Raw genomic sequence first — 16334 nt, forward strand, 5'->3', positions numbered from 1 at the left:
CGCTCACTTCCTCAGTCGGCGGGTCATCAGCCGGACGTAACCTGCGGGTGCAAGCCTGCGCACGTGCCAGGACAGCCGGGCGATCCGCCCGACCAGCACGCGGTCGCGGTCGCGGCGCACCGCGCGCAGTACGGCTCGCGCGACGTCGTCCGGGGTGACCTGGGCACCGGTGGTGCTGCGTTCGGTGCCGTCGGCGCGGGCGGCGGCCTCGCGCAGACCGTGTGTGACGAACGTCGGATGCACCACGGTCACGCCGACGCCGTCGGCGGCCAGCTCCGGGCGTAGCGCGTCGAACAGTCCGGTGACCGCGTGCTTCGCTCCGACGTAGGCGGGCCGCCCGAGCACCGGCGCGAACCCCGCCACGGAACTCATCGTGACCACCCGGCCGCGTGTGGCGCGCAGGGCAGGCAACGCTGCCTGCGTACAGGCCACAGCGCCGAGGTAGTTGACCTCCAGCACCCGCCGGTGGATGTCGACACCGTGGTCCTCGAACGCGCCGATCGCCGAGATCCCGGCGTTGTTCACCAACACGTCGATCCGCCCTGTGCGGCTCATGATGGTGGCGAAGGTGGCTTCGACCCGGGCCTGGTCGGTGATGTCGCAGGCGAGATACCGGTCTTCGCCCTCGGGCAGGGCGGTGCCGAGATCGAGCCCCACGACCTCGTATCCGGCCGCGCCGAACCGCCGCATCAGCCGGGTTCCGATCCCGCCTGCGGCCCCGGTGATGACGGCGACGGGCACCGGGGCACCTTCCGCGCTCATGCCGTGCCATCCTGCCTGTCCCGCTCACTGAAAGGAACCACACAACGTGAAACTTTTTCGCCGGTGCTGAGGTGGCTCGTGCGTGTGGGGAGGCAGCATCGTCGTCCCCGAGCCCCGCCACCTGCCGACGTGCCTGTGGGTCGAGGCAGCGCAGCGCCCTCCCCGGGGTCGAACCGGAACAGGCGAACGAGTCCGGCAGGTGCGTTCGTTGCTCCTCCGATGTCGTTCGGAGCGGCTTCACCTACAGGGGTGGACCGGAGCCGGAGTGGGAACAGGGCCTCCCGCGTGGTGCGTTGGGAGCCGCATGCGAGCCATGGTTCTGGAACAGTACGGCGGGCCCGAGGAGCTGGTCCCGCGTGAGCACGCCGACCCGAAAGTGGCGCCCGGTGAGGTTCTCATCGGTGTGAAGGCGGCCGGGGTGAACCCGGTGGACTGGAAGATCGGCGCCGGGTACCTCGACGGCATGTTGGAGACCCACTTCCCGGTCATCCCCGGATGGGACGTCGCCGGGGTGGTGGAAGCCACGGGGCTGGACGTCACCGAGTACGCGGTCGGCGACGAGGTCGTCGGCTACCTGCGCAAGGACTGGGTGGAGTACGGCTCCTACGCCGAGTTCGTGTCCGCGCACGTGCGGCTGATCGCGCCGAAACCGGCGTCGCTGGACTGGACGCACGCCGCCGGGCTTCCCCTCGTCGGGCTCACCGCCTGGCAGACCCTCGACCGGGTGAAGGTGGGGCGGGGCGACACCGTCCTCGTGCACGCCGCCGCGGGCGGGGTCGGCTCGATCGCCACCCAGCTCGCCGTGGCGCGGGGTGCCCGCGTGCTCGGCACGGCCGCCGAGCACAACCACGACTTCCTGCGCGAACTCGGTGCCGAGCCCGTCTCCTACGGCGACGGGCTGGTCGGTCGGGTCCGTGAGCTCGCCCCGGACGGGGTGGACGCGGCCGTGGACTACGTCGGCGGGGACTCGATCGACGCCTCGCGGGAGCTGCTGCGCGAGGCGTCCCGGCTGGCCTCGGTCGCCGACCCGCGGGCGGACGAGGTCGGCGGGGTCTACATGTGGGTGCGCCCGGACGCCGGGCAGTTGGGCGAGCTGGCCGCGATGGCCGGTGACGGCCGGCTGCGGGTCAACGTCGACCGGGTGTTGCCCCTGGAGGAGGCCGCCGAGGCGTGGCGGCTCAACCAGCAGGGCACCACGCGCGGCAAGATCGTGCTCACGGTGGAGTGACGTCGCCGTCGACGATCACATCACCGGTCCGAGCACGGCGAGCACGCCCAGGCCGACCAGCACGAGCGCCGAGGCCCGGGTGAACAGCCGTTTCGCCCGAGCGGTGGCGACCAGGCGGTGCAGCACGCCCGTGCAGGCCGCCAGCCACACCGCCATCACCGTCACGTGGGCGGTGGCCAGGGTGAGGATCTGCCCGGCCACCGCCAGGCCGGTGTCCAGGAACTGCGGGACGAGCGTGAGGTAGACCAGCGCCGCCTTCGGGTTCAGCACGTTGCCCAACAGTGCCTCGACGTAGGTGCGGGGAAGGGAGACCGCGTCCGGCGCGGTGTCGGCGGAGCCGGACGGCGTGGCCGTCCTCCCGGAGGCGCGCCAGGTCCACAGGCCGAGCCCGACCAGGTAGAGAGCGCCGAGGTGGGTGACGACCGTGAACACCGTGTCGGAACGCACGAGCACCGCCGACAGGCCCACGGCGGCGAGGGTGGCGTGGGTGTAGATGCCGGTCGCGGTGCCGAGCACCACCGGAACGGCCTGCCGTCCGCCCCCGGCGGCGACGTGCCGGATGAGCAGGGTGAGGCTGGCGCCCGGCGTCGCGACGAGGGGGAACACGACCGCGACGAACGCCGCCAGCGTGGAGGGGTGTGTCACGATACTCCCGGTTGCTGGATTGGGGTCCGCGACGTTACGGCGATCGGTACGGCGGATCCGGGAAGGCCGTCCCGACCGCGGTGCGGGGAGAGGTTCGATGCTGGAGATCGAGGACCGCCCGTCGGACTCGCCATACGTCGCCCGGGTGTGGCGGGGACGCAGTAGCGGCGTCGAACGCATGAGGTCGGTGGCGACCTCGCACTGGGAACTCGTCGGGTGGACACACCGCGGCCGCGTCCGGGTCGGGGTGCGTGGTCCGGAGACCGCGGCGAGCCTCGCGGACGTGCCGGACGACTCGGAATCGTTCGGGATCAGTTTCGCGCACGGCACGTCGATGCCGCATCTGCCGGTGACCCGGCTCGTCGACGGGCAGGTCGACAGTCCCTGTGCGACACCACGGAGCTTCGTGCTGCGGGGTGCGGAGTGGGCACTGCCCGACTTCGACAGCGCCGAGCAGTTCGTGGCCCGGCTCGTGCGGGAGGGAGTGCTCGTGCGGGATCCACTGGTGGCCGAGGCCGTCTCCGGCGAGGTCACGGGTGTGGGTGCGCGTTCGGTGCAGCGGCGGGTCGTGGCGGCGACCGGCCTCACCCGGAGCACCATCCGGCAGATCGAGCGGGCCCGGCGGGCCGCGTTGCTCCTGCGCGCGGAGGCCGCGCCGGTGGACGTCGTGCACCGGCTCGGCTACCACGACCAGCCGCACCTGTCCCGCTCCCTCGTCCGTTTCCTCGGCCGCACGGCGACGCACCTGCGGCGGGGCGACACCGCCGAACCCCTGTCGCTTCTGTACAAGACCGACGCCTGAACGGCCGCTAGCGTGTCCTGCGCGCCGACGCGGGACCGGCGCGAGACACCCGTTCAGGAGGGGAACACCACAGGCATGGGCAGGATCATCGCGAACTTCTTCATCTCGCTCGACGGCGTGGTCGAATCGCCGGACGAGTGGCACTTCCCGTACTTCGACGACGAGATGGGGGCCGTGGTCGCGGCCGGCATGGAGACGAACAAGGCCTTCCTCATGGGACGCACCCTCTACGACGAGTGGGCCGCCTACTGGCCGGACAGCACGGACGAACCGTTCGCGACCCACTTCAACACCATGCCGAAGTACGTGATCTCCGGTTCGCTGACCGACCCCTCCTGGAACAACACGACGGTGCTGCCCGGTGACGTCGACGCGGTGCGTGCGGTCAAGGAGAGCATCGACGGTGACCTCGGCATGTCGGGCAGCGCGAGCACGGTGCGCTGGCTGTTTGCCCACGGGCTGCTCGACGAACTCCGTCTGTTGGTGCATCCGATCGTCGTCGGCCACGGACACCGGCTGTTCGACGGGAACACCGCCACGCACAAGCTCACCCTCGCCGACAGCGGCACGCTCTCCAGCGGAGTTCTCAACCTCACCTACGTGCCGACCTCCTGACGACCGGGACAGGCGGGACCATCGATTCCGGCCCCGGTCGCCCCGTCCGGCGGATAGGGTCACCGGCGTGGCAGAGCCGGACTTCCTGACCCGCACCCGTGCGGCCTACGACACGATCACCGAGCCCTATACGGAGTGGATCGCCGCCGAGCTGGCGGCACGGCCGCTCGACCGTGCCGTCCTCGGCGGCTTCGCCGAGCTCGTCACCGCCGCCGACGCGGGCCCGGTGGTCGAGATCGGCTGCGGGCCGGGCCGTATCACCGCACACCTGCACGGCCTCGGCCTCGCGGTGTCCGGGATCGACCTCTCGCCCCGCATGGTCGCCCGCGCCCGGCGGGACCATCCGCACCTGCGGTTCGCCGAGGGCTCCCTGCTCGGCCTCGACCTCGCCGACGGGGCGCTCGGCGGCCTCGTGGCGTGGTACTCGATCATCCATGTGCCGGATGAGCGCCTGCCGGACGTGTTCGCCGAGTTCCACCGCGTGCTGGCCCCCGGCGGGTACGCGCAGCTCGCGTTCGCGGTGGGTGACGAGGTGGTACACCGCGACGAGCTCGGCGGGCACCCGGTGTCGCTGGACTTCCACCCGCGCCGCCCGGAAGGGGTGGCCGACCTGCTGCGCGCGGCGGGCCTGCCGCCGCGCGCTCAGTTGGTCCGTGAGCCGGACACCGACGGCGACTACCCGGAGCAGGAACCGCAGGCGTTCCTGCTGGCGAGGAAACCGCTCGGGACGGGGCGGATGCGTCCCGAATGACACCCGCCGGTCCGGGGGAAAGCGGCTCGGTACGGACCCGGCTGCGGGCAGCTCACTGACCTGCGGCCATGCGTCGTTTCGTTGTGACACACTGTTCACGGCGAAAGGGGGCCGGTCGATGCAGGGTGACGTGTCGCGCAGCGCCAGTACGTTCGAGGTCAAAGATCTCGTCGAGATGGCGTGGCAGGGTAAGATCAGGGTGCCGCACTTCCAGCGCTCCTTCCGGTGGAAATTGGCGGACGCGGAGAAACTGTTCGACAGCATCGTGCGGAACTATCCGATCGGGAGTCTCCTGCTCTGGGCCCGCCCGGCTCCGGCCGCTGAACTGCACCTCGGGGCGCTGCGTCTGGACGCTCCCGAGCTGCCCGAGGCACTCTGGGTGGTAGACGGGCAGCAGCGCATCACCAGCATGGCCAACGTACTGAACCCGGAGGCGGGCAACGATCCGCGGTTCGCCCTCGCCTACGACCTCAGCGCCGACAAGTTCGTCAGGCCGCGGGAAACCGCCGATCCGACCGTCCTGCCACTTCCCGTCCTCTATGATCCGCAGAAGTTGATGAAGTGGTTCTGGGACCACCCCGAGATCAAGGACCACTTCGACCGGGCGAGCGCGATCACCGACAAGATTCGTACGTATGCGGTTCCCGCCTATCTCGTCAAACACAGTGACGAGCGTGTTCTCCGAGACATTTTCGACCGGATGAACAACTACGGGAAGCGGCTGACCAAGGCGGAGGTGTTCTCGGCACTCAACGCCGGGGAGGAGAGCGCGGCCGGGGAGAAGCTGGACTTCGCTCTCATCGCGTCCCACGTCGACGAGGACCGGCAGTTCGGTGAGCTGGACGAGGGTACCGTTCTCCAGGCGGTCCTGGCGCGCAGAGACCCGGACATCCAGCGCGAGGTACGGGTCGAATTCACCGACGGCGGTGAGGACCGGGACACCGCGTACCGGGCCGCGGAGAACGCACTCCTCCGGGCCGTGTCGTTCCTTCAACTCGAGGCGCAGGTGCCTCACCTCGCGCTCCTGCCGTACCGCTACCTGCTGATCGTGCTGGCCCGGTTCTTCGCGCATCATCCCGAACCCGAGGCGCAGAACGTGAAACTGCTCCGCCGGTGGTTCTGGCGGGCGGCGGCGGTGGGGCCGGGAATATTCCCCGGGGGTACGACCGGAGCGACCCGGATCTACGGCCAGAAGATCGTTCCCGGGCAGGAGTCGAGCTCCGTGCAGGCGTTGTTGGACGCGGTCGGGCCCGAACCGGCCGACTCTCCCGTACCGGATGTCCGGAAGTTCCGGGCGAACTCCGCGGCCGGGAAGATCGTGTTGTGCAGCTGGTGGGCCCTGGAACCGCGGGATCCGATCACGGGGGAGCCGTTCAGCTCGGCGGAGCTGGCGGAAAGTCTCACGGGTCAGTGGACCGCCTCGGACGCGATTCACAAGATCGTCACCACGGACCGGCTCGACGCTGATCGTCGGAACAGCGCCGCGAACCGGTTGTTCCTTCCGGTTCTCCGGCAGGACGTCGCCGAGACATCCGCTTCGCTCGCCGTCGAACTGACAGCGGTGTCGGAGGAGCAGCAGGACCAGGTGTGCAGGTCTCGCAGATCCCACCTCGTATCACCGGAAGCCGCTGAGCTCTTGCGGTCCGGGCGACTGCACGAGTTCATCGATGTCCGGCAGCAGTTGGTGTACGACACCGTCTGGTCGTTTCTCCGGCAACGGTGCGAGTGGGGATTCGAGGACACACCCCCACTGTCGGAGCTCGTCATCGAGGACGAGGACGGGGACGGGGACGATGGCTCGTACTGAGCAGCGCCACGGGGTCTGGCTCGACGAGTACCGCGTGGGAACGCTGAATCAGCGCGGGGACCACACCTGGTTCACGTTCACCGAGGAGTATCTCGACGACGCGGATCGCCCGGTACTCGGACTGATCTTCGAGCAGGACATGCACGCGCGCCACGCCAGTGCGCTACGGCTGCCCCCGTGGTTCTCCAATCTGCTTCCGGAGGGCAAGCTGCGGGAGTGGATCGCCGCCGACCGGCACGTGTCGGTGGACCGGGAGATGGAACTGCTCGCCCAGGTGGGGCACGATCTGCCCGGGGCGGTCCGGGTGCTGCCCGAGGACGGCGAGCCGTCCGGGTGGCGCCCGGAGGCGGCGAGCGGTGCGCCCAGGGATGCCGGTCACTCCGGGTGGAAGTTCTCGCTCGCCGGAGTCGGTCTCAAGTTCTCGATGGTCAAGCACAACGACCGGTTGACCTTGCCCGCCTCGGGCGAGGGTGGCGACTGGATCGTCAAACTCCCGGACCGGGTCTACCCCGACGTCCCGGTCAACGAGTACGCGATGATGTCGCTGGCCGGCGCGGTGGGCATCGACGTCCCCGAGGTCCGGCTGGTGCATCGTGACCAGGTGCACGATCTCCCCGCGCACATCTGGCCGGAGAAGGAGGAATTCGCCTACGCGGTCAGCCGCTTCGACCGCGACGGCGGGAGACGCCTGGTGCACATCGAGGACATGGCCCAGATCCGCAACACCTACCCCGAGCGGAAGTATCAGGGCAACTTCGAGACCGTCGCCGCACTCGTCCATCGGCGCCGTGACCTTCCCGCGCTCCGGGAGTTCGCCCGCAGGCTGGCCTTCATCGTACTGATCTCGAACGGCGACGCGCATTTCAAGAACTGGTCACTCATCTACCGCGATCGGCGTGTCCCCACGCTCGCGCCCGCGTACGATCTCGTGTCCACCGCCTTCTACCAGGCCGGCGACGGCCCGGAGGACCTCGGACTGAAGTTCGGCGGGACCAGGGACTTCGGTCGGGTCACCCTCGGCACGTTCGCCCGACTGGAGCGGCGGCTCGGAGCGCATGCCGCGGGACTGGCGGACGTGGCGGCGGAGACGGTGCACCGCGTCCGCGTCGAGTGGCCACGGTTCGCTCCGCTGCTGCGCGACAACGCGCCTCTCCGGGAGGCGATCGACACGAGCATCACCGAGCGCTCCCGGACGCTGCTCGCTACGGCATGATGCGGGCCGTCCGGTGGGGTCCTGTCCCAGGACGATGCTCCACCGGACGGCCCGTACCCGGTCCGGTTACTTCAGCTCGCTGCTGGACTTGCCCAGCAGGCGGCGGGCCACGATCAGCTGCTGGATCTGCTGGGTGCCCTCGAAGATGTCCAGGATCTTCGAGTCGCGGCTCCACTTCTCCAGCAGGGACTCCTCCGAGTAGCCCAGCGTGCCCGCGAGTTCGACGCAGCCCAGCGTGACGTCGACGGCCGTGCGGCCCGCCTTCGCCTTGGCCATCGAGGCCTGCAGCGAGTTGGGCTTGCGGTTGTCGGCCATCCACGCCGACTCCAGGGTCAGCAGGTACGCCGCCTCGTAGTCGGCCTCCAGCCGCAGGTACCGCGCGGCGGCCGCGTGCTGGAGGTTCGCCGGCCGGTCGTAGTCGACCTCGACCCCCGCCTCGGTCAGCAGCCGTTCGGTCTCCTCCAACGCCGCCCGCGCGACGCCGACGGCCATGGCGGCCACCAGCGGGCGGGTGTTGTCGAAGGTCTGCATGACCCCGGCGAAACCCTTCTTGGTGTCGATCTCCGGGGTGCCGAGCAGGTTCTCCTTCGGCACGCGGCAGTTGTCGAAGCGCAGCACCGCGGTGTCCGAGGCGCGGATGCCGAGCTTGTGCTCCAGCCGCACCACCTCGAAGCCGGGCGTGCCCTTCTCCACGACGAACGACTTGATCGCCGCGCGGCCGAGGTCCTTGTCCAGGGTGGCCCAGACCACGACCGAGTCGGCACGCTCGCCCGAGGTGACGAAGATCTTCTCGCCGTTGAGGACGTAGTGGTCGCCGTCCTCGGTGGCCGTGGTCGTGATGGCCGCCGAGTCGGATCCGCATCCCGGTTCGGTGATCGCCATCGCCGACCAGGTGCCCGCGAACCGCTCCAGCTGCTCGTCGTTGGCCACCGAGGCGATCGCGGCGTTGCCGAGGCCCTGGCGCGGCATGGACAGCAGCATCGCCACGTCGCCCCAGCACATCTCGATGGTGCCGAGCACGGTGGACAGGTTGCCGCCGTTGCGGTTGCCGGAGTCCTTCTCGTCCTCCTTGCGGCGCACGCCCGCCGCGCCCGCGCCCCCCTCGCCGGAGGTGTTCAGCCCGTCCAGCAGGGAGGCGAGCATGTCCAGCTCGACCGGGTACTCGTGCTCGGCCCGGTCGTACTTGCGCGAGATCGGGCGGAACACCTCGGACGCGGCCTGCCGCGCCTGGTTGACCAGTCCCTTCGCCTTCTTCGGGACCTCAAGGTTGATCATGCGCTGACGACCCCCTCCATGACGGCGATGGCGCGCAGGTCGCGGTACCAGCGTTCCACCGGGTGTTCCTTGATGTAGCCGTGGCCACCGAGCAGCTGTACCCCGGCGTTGCCGATCCACATGCCCTTCTCCGCCGCGAGCGAGTGCGCCAGGGCGACCTCCCGGGCGTTGTTCCTGCCCTGTTCGGCCCGCGCGGCGGCACGCAGCATGGTCAGCCGCATGCTCTCCAGCTCGATGCCGATGTCGGCGACCTGGAACGCCACGCCCTGTCGGTGGCTGACCGGCTCGCCGAACGCCTGCCGCTCGTTGACGTAGGGGACGACGTAGTCGAGCACGGCCTTGCCGGTGCCGCAGGCCAGCGCCGCCCAGCCGAGCCGGGACGAGCGCACCACCCGGGTGAACACGTCCGCCCTGCCGCCGCCGATCAACGCACCGGCGGGCACCTTCGCGCCGTCGAGCACGACCTTGCCGGTGGCCGCGCCGCGCAGCCCCATCGCCGGGTCGGCCTCGACCGACAGACCCGCGGTGCCGGACTCCACGAGGAACAGCGCGGGCCCACGGCCCTCCAGATCGGCCGAGACGACGAACAGTTCGGCCTGCGCCGCCCGCGGGACCAGATTCTTCACCCCGTCCAGCTGGTACCCGTCCGGGGTGCGGCGGGCCTTCGTCGCCGGGGCGAACACGTCGAACAGCGGCCGCTGCTCCTGCAGCGCGAGCGCCGCGGCGGGCACGTTCTCGTCGGTGAACGCGGGCAGGTACGTCGACTGCTGGTGCGCGTCGCCGTGCTCGGCCAGCACGTTCGCCACCGCGGACGGGGCGAGCACCGCCACCGCGAGGCCGAGGTCACCGTGGGCGAGTGCCTCGGCCACCAGCGCGTTGGTGACCGACGAGCGCTCGGTGCCCATGCCGCCGAGCTCCTCCGGGACACCGACGGCGGTCAGGCCCAGTTCGGCGGCCCGTCCCAGCAGGCCGTCGGGTGGGGTGAGTTTCTCGTCCGCCCCGGCCGCGGCGGGGCGCAGCTGCTCGGCGGCGAACTCGGTCACCGTCTCGACGATCATCTGCTGTTCGTCGGTCGGTGTCAGGTCGAACAGCCCGGTGTCGGGCGCGTCCGTCGGCCGCGCGGGCTCGCTCATCCGGGTGGTCGCCTGGAACGTCCGCTGCGCCGCGCCCGCCGCGCGGAAGCCCTGCCGCGTGGCCGTGGCCACGACGTTCTCCACGGGCTTCCGCAGTCCGGCGCGGTCGAGCAGTGTGGAACCGGCGAGCCGGTTGAGCGCCGCGAGGCCGAGGCCCATGGCGTCGCGTTTGGTCGCATTCTGTCTGGCCACAGCTGTCCCCTCCGGTCTACCTACTCGCGAGTAGGTTAGCGGGTGACCGTGGCCGGACGCCAGTAGGGTCGCCGCGTCCGTCGTGATCCGGGTGTCTCAGGTGATGCCGAGCACGGCACGCAGCAGCGTGCCGAGCTCGGCGGCCAGGTTCGGCCGGGCCGCCACCCGGCGGGTCCGGGTCAGATCGTTGGCGATCGTCAGCGCCGCGTGGACGACGATCCGGATTTCCCGGGTATTCGACCCGGGATGGACCGCCTGCAACAGCCCGACCCACTGGGCGACGTAGTCCCGCTGGATGCGCAGCAGTTCGCCACGGTCCCGCTCGGGAATGTGCACCCGGTCCACCGTGAAGGCCACCAGCAGCTCGGGCGGGCCGGTCAGGGTGCGCACGTACGAGTCGGCCAGCCTGCGCAACGCCTCGGTCTCGTCCGGCGGCGCGCTCGTGCGCACGGCGTGTTCGGCGGCCAGGCCGAGGCGGTCGCCCGCGCGGCGTCCGATCGCGGCCAGCAGGCTGCCCTTACTGGAGAAGTGCCGGTACACGCTCGGCCCGGCGATGCCCGCGGCCTGCCCGATGTCCTCCATGCTCACGTCGGTGAAGCCCCGTGTGCGGAACAACTCGGCGGCCTCGGTGAGCAGTTGCTCGCGCCGCGAGGGATGCCCCAGGGTCGGCGTCTCCCCGGCCGGTGCGGTGTTCCCGGCCGGTGCGGAGTCCCCGGCCGTCGGTGCCGGCAGATCCGCGTGCAGGACGCGCAGGGCCAGGGTGGTCAGCAGCTCGGTGAACCGTCGCTTCGGCAGGCTCGTGTGGTGTACCGACACGCTGCCGAACACCGACAGCGCCGCCCAGCACAGCAGTTCGGCGTCGTCGGCGGCCAGCTCGGGGCGGCGCTGCATCAGCACCTTCGACCACGCCGTGAGCATCGCGGTCGAGCGGCTCCGGATCTCGTGTTGGGTTCGCGCGTCCAGGTGACGGCCCTCCCACCGCCACAGCGCGGCGACGTCCCGGCGTTCGACCGAACGTGCGGCGAGGCGTTCGAGCAGGTCCCGGATCCGCTCGGGGGTGGCGGTACCCGCCCCCTCCAGCGCGTCGGCGGTGGCGGTCTCCATGTCCCGCAGCCCGGTGAGCAGCACGTGCGCGAGGACGGCCTGCTTGTCGGTGAAGTGCCGGTACAGCGCGGGGCCGGTGACGCCCGCGGCCGCGGCGATGTCGTTGATCCCGACGCCGTGGTACCCGCGCTCGCGGAACAGCTCCGACGCCACCGCGGCGAGCTGGGCCCTGCGGTCGCGGCCGCGTCTGGTCCTGCTGGTGTCACCGTCCATAACGTGAGCACACTCTAGCGTCTGTGGTCCCCGGGGCAACCCGTTGACAGCCTGCGCGAATGCGGGATTATGTTAGTAGCGATTAGCACCACGAGAAGCAGCACCACGAAAGGCGGACTCCGCCAGGAAGGACCGTGGGTGTGAGTACAGAGGCGTTCATCTACGAGGCGATCCGTACGCCTCGTGGCAAGAACAAGGGCGGCGCCCTGCACGGGGTCAAGCCGCTGGACCTGGTCGTCGGCCTGATCGACGAACTGAAGTCGCGCCACCCCGACATGGACCCCGCGCTGATCGACGACATCATCCTCGGTGTCGTCTCCCCGGTGGGTGACCAGGGTGCCGACATCGCACGCGCCGCGGCGATCGCGTCCGGGCTGCCCGAGACGGTCGCGGGCGTGCAGCTCAACCGGTTCTGCGCGTCCGGGCTGGAGGCCGTCAACCAGGCGGCCCAGAAGGTCCGCGCGGGCTGGGACCGGCTCATCCTCGGCGGCGGCGTCGAGTCGATGTCGCGGGTGCCGATGGGCTCCGACGGTGGCGCGATGTTCACCGACCCGGCCACCAACTACGACTCCTACTTCGTCCCGCAGGGCATCGGCGCCGACCTGATCGCCACCCTGGAGGGCTTCTCCCGGGAGGACGTCGACCGCTTCGCCGTGCGCTCGCAGGAGAAGGCCGAGGCCGCCTGGGCGGGCGGGTACTTCTCGAAGTCCGTGGTGCCGGTCAAGGACATCAACGGCGTCACGATCCTGGACCACGACGAGCACCGCCGTCCGGGCACGACCGTGGAGTCGCTCGGCAAGCTCAAGCCCGCCTTCGCCGACATCGGCGAGATGGCCGGGTTCGACGCGGTGGCCACGCAGAAGTACCACTCGGTCGAGCAGATCAACCACGTGCACACCGGCGGCAACTCGTCGGGCATCGTCGACGGCGCCGCGCTGGTGCTGGTCGGTGACGAGGAGACCGGCAAGCAGGCCGGACTCACGCCGCGGGCGCGCATCGTGTCCACCGCCGTCACCGGCTCCGACCCCACGATCATGCTGACCGGCCCGACGCCGGCCACGCAGAAGGCGTTGAAGCAGGCCGGGCTCACCGTCGACGACATCGACCTGTTCGAGCTGAACGAGGCGTTCGCCTCCGTGGTCCTCAAGTGGATGAAGGACCTCAAGATCCCGGAGGAGAAGGTCAACGTCAACGGCGGTGCCATCGCGATGGGCCACCCGCTCGGCGCGACCGGCGCGATGATCCTGGGCACGATGGTCGACGAACTGGAGCGGCGTCAGGCCCGGCGCGCGCTCGTGACCCTGTGCATCGGCGGCGGCATGGGGCTGGCCACCATCATCGAGCGCGTGTGAGGGACGAAGAACAACGATGACTGAATCCAAGACCATCCGCTGGGAGACCGACTCCGACGGCATCGTCGTGCTCACGCTCGACGACCCGAACCAGTCGGCCAACACCATGAACGCCGACTTCCGCGAGTCGCTGGCCGCGACCGTGGACCGCCTGGAGGCCGAGAAGGACTCCATCACCGGTGTGGTGCTGACCTCGGCGAAGAAGACCTTCTTCGCCGGTGGTGACCTCAACGACCTGATCCAGGCAACGCCCGAGCTGGCCGGCGCCATGACCGAGCAGACCAACGCCGTCAAGCGGGACCTGCGCAGGCTGGAGACGCTGGGCAAGCCGGTCGTCGCCGCGATGAACGGCGCCGCCCTCGGTGGCGGCCTGGAGCTGGCGCTGGCCTGCCACCACCGGATCGCCGCCGACGTCAAGGGCAGCCAGATCGGCCTGCCCGAGGTGACGCTGGGCCTGCTGCCCGGGGGCGGCGGCGTCGTGCGCACCGTGCGCCTGCTGGGCATCCAGAGCGCCGTGCTCAACGTGCTCGTCGAGGGCCAGCGGCACAAGCCGGCGAAGGCGCTGGAACTGGGCCTGATCGACGAACTGCTCGACTCGACCGACGAGCTGCTGCCCAAGGCCAAGGAGTGGATCAAGGCCAACCCCGAGGCCCAGCAGCCGTGGGACGTCAAGGGCTACAAGATCCCCGGTGGCACGCCGTCCACCCCGAGCTTCGCGGCGAACCTGCCCGCGTTCCCGGCGACGCTGCGCAAGCAGCTCAAGGGCGCGCCGATGCCCGCCCCGCGGGCCATCCTCTCCGCCGCGGTCGAGGGCAGCCAGGTCGACGTGGACACCGCCTCCGAGATCGAGACGCGGTACTTCGTCAGCCTGGCCACCGGCCAGGTCGCGAAGAACATGACCAAGGCGTTCTTCTTCGACCTGCAGCACATCAACTCGGGCGGGTCCCGGCCCGACGGGTACGAGAAGTACCAGGCCCGCAAGGTCGGTGTGCTCGGCGCGGGCATGATGGGCGCGGCCATCGCCTACGTCTCCGCCAAGGCCGGCATCGACGTCGTGCTCAAGGACGTCTCGACCGAGAACGCGGAGAAGGGCAAGGACTACGCCCGCAAGCTGGAGGAGAAGGCGCTCAAGCGCGGCAAGACCACGCAGGAGCGTTCGGACGCGCTGCTGGGCCGGATCACCGCGACCGGGGACCCGCAGGACCTGTCCGGCGTCGACTTCGTGATCGAGGCCGTGTTCGAGAGCACCGAGCTCAAGCACAAGGTCTTCTCCGAGATCGAGGACGTCGTGAACGCCGACGCCGTGCTCGGCTCGAACACCTCCACGCTGCCCATCACCGGCCTGGCCGAGGGGGTCCGGCGGCAGGAGGACTTCATCGGCATCCACTTCTTCTCGCCGGTGGACAAGATGCCGCTCGTGGAGATCATCCGTGGGGAGAAGACCTCGGACGCCACGCTGGCCAAGGTCATCGACTACACGATGCAGATCAAGAAGACCCCGATCGTGGTCAACGACAGCCGCGGGTTCTTCACCAGCCGGGTGATCGGCACGTTCATCAACGAGGCCGTCGCGGCCGTCGGCGAGGGCGTCGAGCCGGCCACCATCGAGCAGGCGGGTTCGCAGGCGGGCTACCCGTCGCCGCCGCTGCAGCTGATGGACGAGCTGACCCTGACACTGCCGCGCAAGATCCGTGAGGAGACGCGGGCCGGTGTCGAGGCCGCGGGTGGCACCTGGACGCCGCACCCGTCGGACGCGGTCATCGACCGGATGATCGACGAGTTCGACCGCAAGGGCCGCTCCAGCGGTGCCGGGTTCTACGAGTACGACGAGTCCGGCAAGCGCACGCGGCTGTGGCCGGGGCTGCGCGAGGCGTACAACAGCGGCAGCGGTGAGGTTCCGTTCGAGGACCTGAAGGAGCGGATGCTCTTCGCCGAGGCGCTGGAGACCGTCAAGTGCTTCGACGAGGGTGTGCTGCGGTCGGTGCAGGACGCCAACATCGGCTCGATCTTCGGCATCGGGTTCCCGGCGTGGACCGGCGGTGTGGCGCAGTACATGAACCAGTACCCGGGCGGCCTCAAGGGCTTCGTGGCCCGCTCGCGTGAACTGGCGCAGCGCTACGGCAGCCACTTCGAGCCGCCGCAGTCCCTGGTCGACAAGGCCGACAAGGGCGAGATCTACGAGTAACCGCCCGGCCCGGCCGGGTTGGTGAGCGTGAGGGGCACTTTCCCTGCGTTGAGTGCAGGGAAAGTGCCCCTCACTGCGTCGGACGCAGGGAAAGTGCCCTTCACGGCAACCCCGGCGGGTGGTCAGAGCAGGGGTGGGACCATCGCCTCGATGAGGTGGGGGCCCGGTTCGGCGAGGGCGGTGCGGAGCTGGTCGGCGAGTTGCTCGGCCGTCTTCGCCTGTGTGGCGGGCACGCCCATGCCCTCGGCGATGCGGGTGAAGTCCATGTCCGGGGTGGACAGATCGAGCAGACTGTTCGCCTTCGGGCCGGAGGTGTCGGCGCCGACCCGTTGCAGCTCCATCCGCAGGATGGCGTAGGCGCGGTTGTTCAGCACCACCGTGGTGACGTTCAGGTTCTCCCGCGCCTGGGTCCACAGTGCGGAGATGGTGTAGAGCGCGCTGCCGTCCGACTCCAGGTTGATCACCGGACGGTCCGGCGCGGCGATCGCGGCACCGGTGGCCACCGGCATCCCCTGCCCGATCGCACCGCCGGTCAACGTGAGCACGTCGTGCCGGGGCGCACCCGCCGTGGCCGGGGGTACCAGCAGCCCCGAGGTGTTGGCCTCGTCGGAAATGATCGCGTTCTCCGGCAGCAGCGCCCCGAGGACCTGCGCCCAGTTCTGCGGGGTCAGCTCCCCCTCGGGCAGGTCCGGACGGTGCGCGGGGGCCAGGTCCGGTTCCGTGTCCGGGGCCACCAGGTCGGCCAGCTCCTCCAGCGCCGTGACGACGTCGTCGTCCTCCCCGGCCAGGGTGTGTGTCTGCGCGCCCTCGGGCACCAGGTCGCTGGCCTTGCCGGGGTAGGCGAAGAACGACACCGGCGCGCGGGTACCCGCCACGACGACGTGCCGCACGCCGTCGAGCTGGTAGGCCACCTGCTCGGCCAGGTATCCCAGCCGGTCGAGGGCGGGCAGCCCCGCGCCCCGTTCGACCCGCGCCGGGAAGGTCTCCAGGAACGGCCGGGCGCCGGTGGCCTTCGCGATCCGGCTCGCCGCGCGCAGTCCGGCCTCCCGGCAGGCCG

The 16334-nt window shown here is 70.3% G+C and carries 14 protein-coding genes; 8 read left to right on the forward strand and 6 right to left on the reverse strand.

The window, feature by feature from the left end; translation table 11 throughout:
• Positions 1–3 precede the first annotated feature (3 nt).
• The gene (locus ACTIR_RS0104685; protein ID WP_026453406.1) at positions 4–762 is read right to left on the reverse strand and encodes an SDR family NAD(P)-dependent oxidoreductase; all 759 of its coding nucleotides are present in this window, start codon (positions 760–762) and stop codon (positions 4–6) included.
• A 313-nt stretch (positions 763–1075) separates the two neighbouring features.
• On the opposite strand from ACTIR_RS0104685, the gene ACTIR_RS0104690 reads away from it, so the two are divergent.
• Complete coding sequence (locus tag ACTIR_RS0104690) at positions 1076–1990, forward strand: NADP-dependent oxidoreductase (RefSeq protein ID WP_084789320.1); 915 nt, start codon at positions 1076–1078, stop codon at positions 1988–1990.
• A gap of 15 nt (positions 1991–2005) precedes the next feature.
• Here the strand turns inward: ACTIR_RS0104690 and ACTIR_RS0104695 are convergent, their stop codons facing one another.
• A complete protein-coding gene (locus tag ACTIR_RS0104695; RefSeq protein WP_026453408.1) occupies positions 2006–2635 on the reverse strand; it encodes a LysE family translocator in 630 nt (209 codons plus the stop codon).
• Between the two features lie 97 nt (positions 2636–2732).
• Here ACTIR_RS0104695 and ACTIR_RS0104700 point away from each other — a divergent pair, with 97 nt between their 5' ends.
• The 5 genes from ACTIR_RS0104700 (at position 2733) to ACTIR_RS0104720 (ending at position 7823) form a co-directional block, all read left to right on the forward strand.
• Positions 2733–3437, forward strand: coding sequence for a helix-turn-helix domain-containing protein (locus tag ACTIR_RS0104700; protein ID WP_026453409.1), 705 nt, complete (start codon positions 2733–2735; stop codon positions 3435–3437).
• Between the two features lie 75 nt (positions 3438–3512).
• Positions 3513–4052 carry a dihydrofolate reductase family protein gene (locus ACTIR_RS0104705; RefSeq protein ID WP_026453410.1) on the forward strand — a complete coding sequence of 180 codons (540 nt, stop codon included), beginning with the start codon at positions 3513–3515 and terminating at the stop codon, positions 4050–4052.
• Positions 4053–4119: 67 nt separating this feature from the next.
• Complete coding sequence (locus ACTIR_RS0104710) at positions 4120–4803, forward strand: class I SAM-dependent DNA methyltransferase (protein ID WP_026453411.1); 684 nt, start codon at positions 4120–4122, stop codon at positions 4801–4803.
• A 118-nt stretch (positions 4804–4921) separates the two neighbouring features.
• Positions 4922–6610, forward strand: coding sequence for a DUF262 domain-containing protein (locus ACTIR_RS0104715; RefSeq protein ID WP_026453412.1), 1689 nt, complete (start codon positions 4922–4924; stop codon positions 6608–6610).
• Entirely contained in the window at positions 6597–7823 is a 1227-nt protein-coding gene (locus ACTIR_RS0104720; protein ID WP_026453413.1) for a type II toxin-antitoxin system HipA family toxin, read from the forward strand. Before ACTIR_RS0104715 ends, ACTIR_RS0104720 begins: the two co-directional genes overlap by 14 nt.
• 66 nt (positions 7824–7889) lie before the next feature.
• On the opposite strand, the gene ACTIR_RS0104725 is transcribed toward ACTIR_RS0104720, so the two are convergent.
• From ACTIR_RS0104725 to ACTIR_RS0104735, 3 genes are all read right to left on the reverse strand, one after another.
• Entirely contained in the window at positions 7890–9098 is a 1209-nt protein-coding gene (locus ACTIR_RS0104725; protein ID WP_026453414.1) for an acyl-CoA dehydrogenase family protein, read from the reverse strand.
• On the reverse strand, positions 9095–10390 hold the full coding sequence (locus tag ACTIR_RS0104730) for an acyl-CoA dehydrogenase family protein (protein WP_199285571.1): 1296 nt from the start codon (positions 10388–10390) through the stop codon (positions 9095–9097). The genes ACTIR_RS0104725 and ACTIR_RS0104730 overlap by 4 nt, the downstream gene beginning before the upstream one ends.
• 129 nt (positions 10391–10519) lie before the next feature.
• Positions 10520–11740 carry a TetR/AcrR family transcriptional regulator gene (locus ACTIR_RS0104735; protein WP_026453416.1) on the reverse strand — a complete coding sequence of 407 codons (1221 nt, stop codon included), beginning with the start codon at positions 11738–11740 and terminating at the stop codon, positions 10520–10522.
• A gap of 140 nt (positions 11741–11880) precedes the next feature.
• On the opposite strand from ACTIR_RS0104735, the gene ACTIR_RS0104740 reads away from it, so the two are divergent.
• Entirely contained in the window at positions 11881–13092 is a 1212-nt protein-coding gene (locus ACTIR_RS0104740) for an acetyl-CoA C-acetyltransferase (RefSeq protein ID WP_026453417.1), read from the forward strand.
• Between the two features lie 16 nt (positions 13093–13108).
• Entirely contained in the window at positions 13109–15277 is a 2169-nt protein-coding gene (locus ACTIR_RS0104745; protein WP_026453418.1) for a 3-hydroxyacyl-CoA dehydrogenase NAD-binding domain-containing protein, read from the forward strand.
• Between the two features lie 122 nt (positions 15278–15399).
• On the opposite strand, the gene ACTIR_RS21740 is transcribed toward ACTIR_RS0104745, so the two are convergent.
• Positions 15400–16334, reverse strand: a 935-nt coding sequence (locus ACTIR_RS21740; RefSeq protein WP_034238375.1) for an acetolactate synthase large subunit, incomplete at its 5' end; no start/stop codon positions are given.

This window comes from Saccharomonospora iraqiensis subsp. iraqiensis (genome assembly GCF_000430445.1).
Classification (GTDB): domain Bacteria; phylum Actinomycetota; class Actinomycetes; order Mycobacteriales; family Pseudonocardiaceae; genus Saccharomonospora; species Saccharomonospora iraqiensis.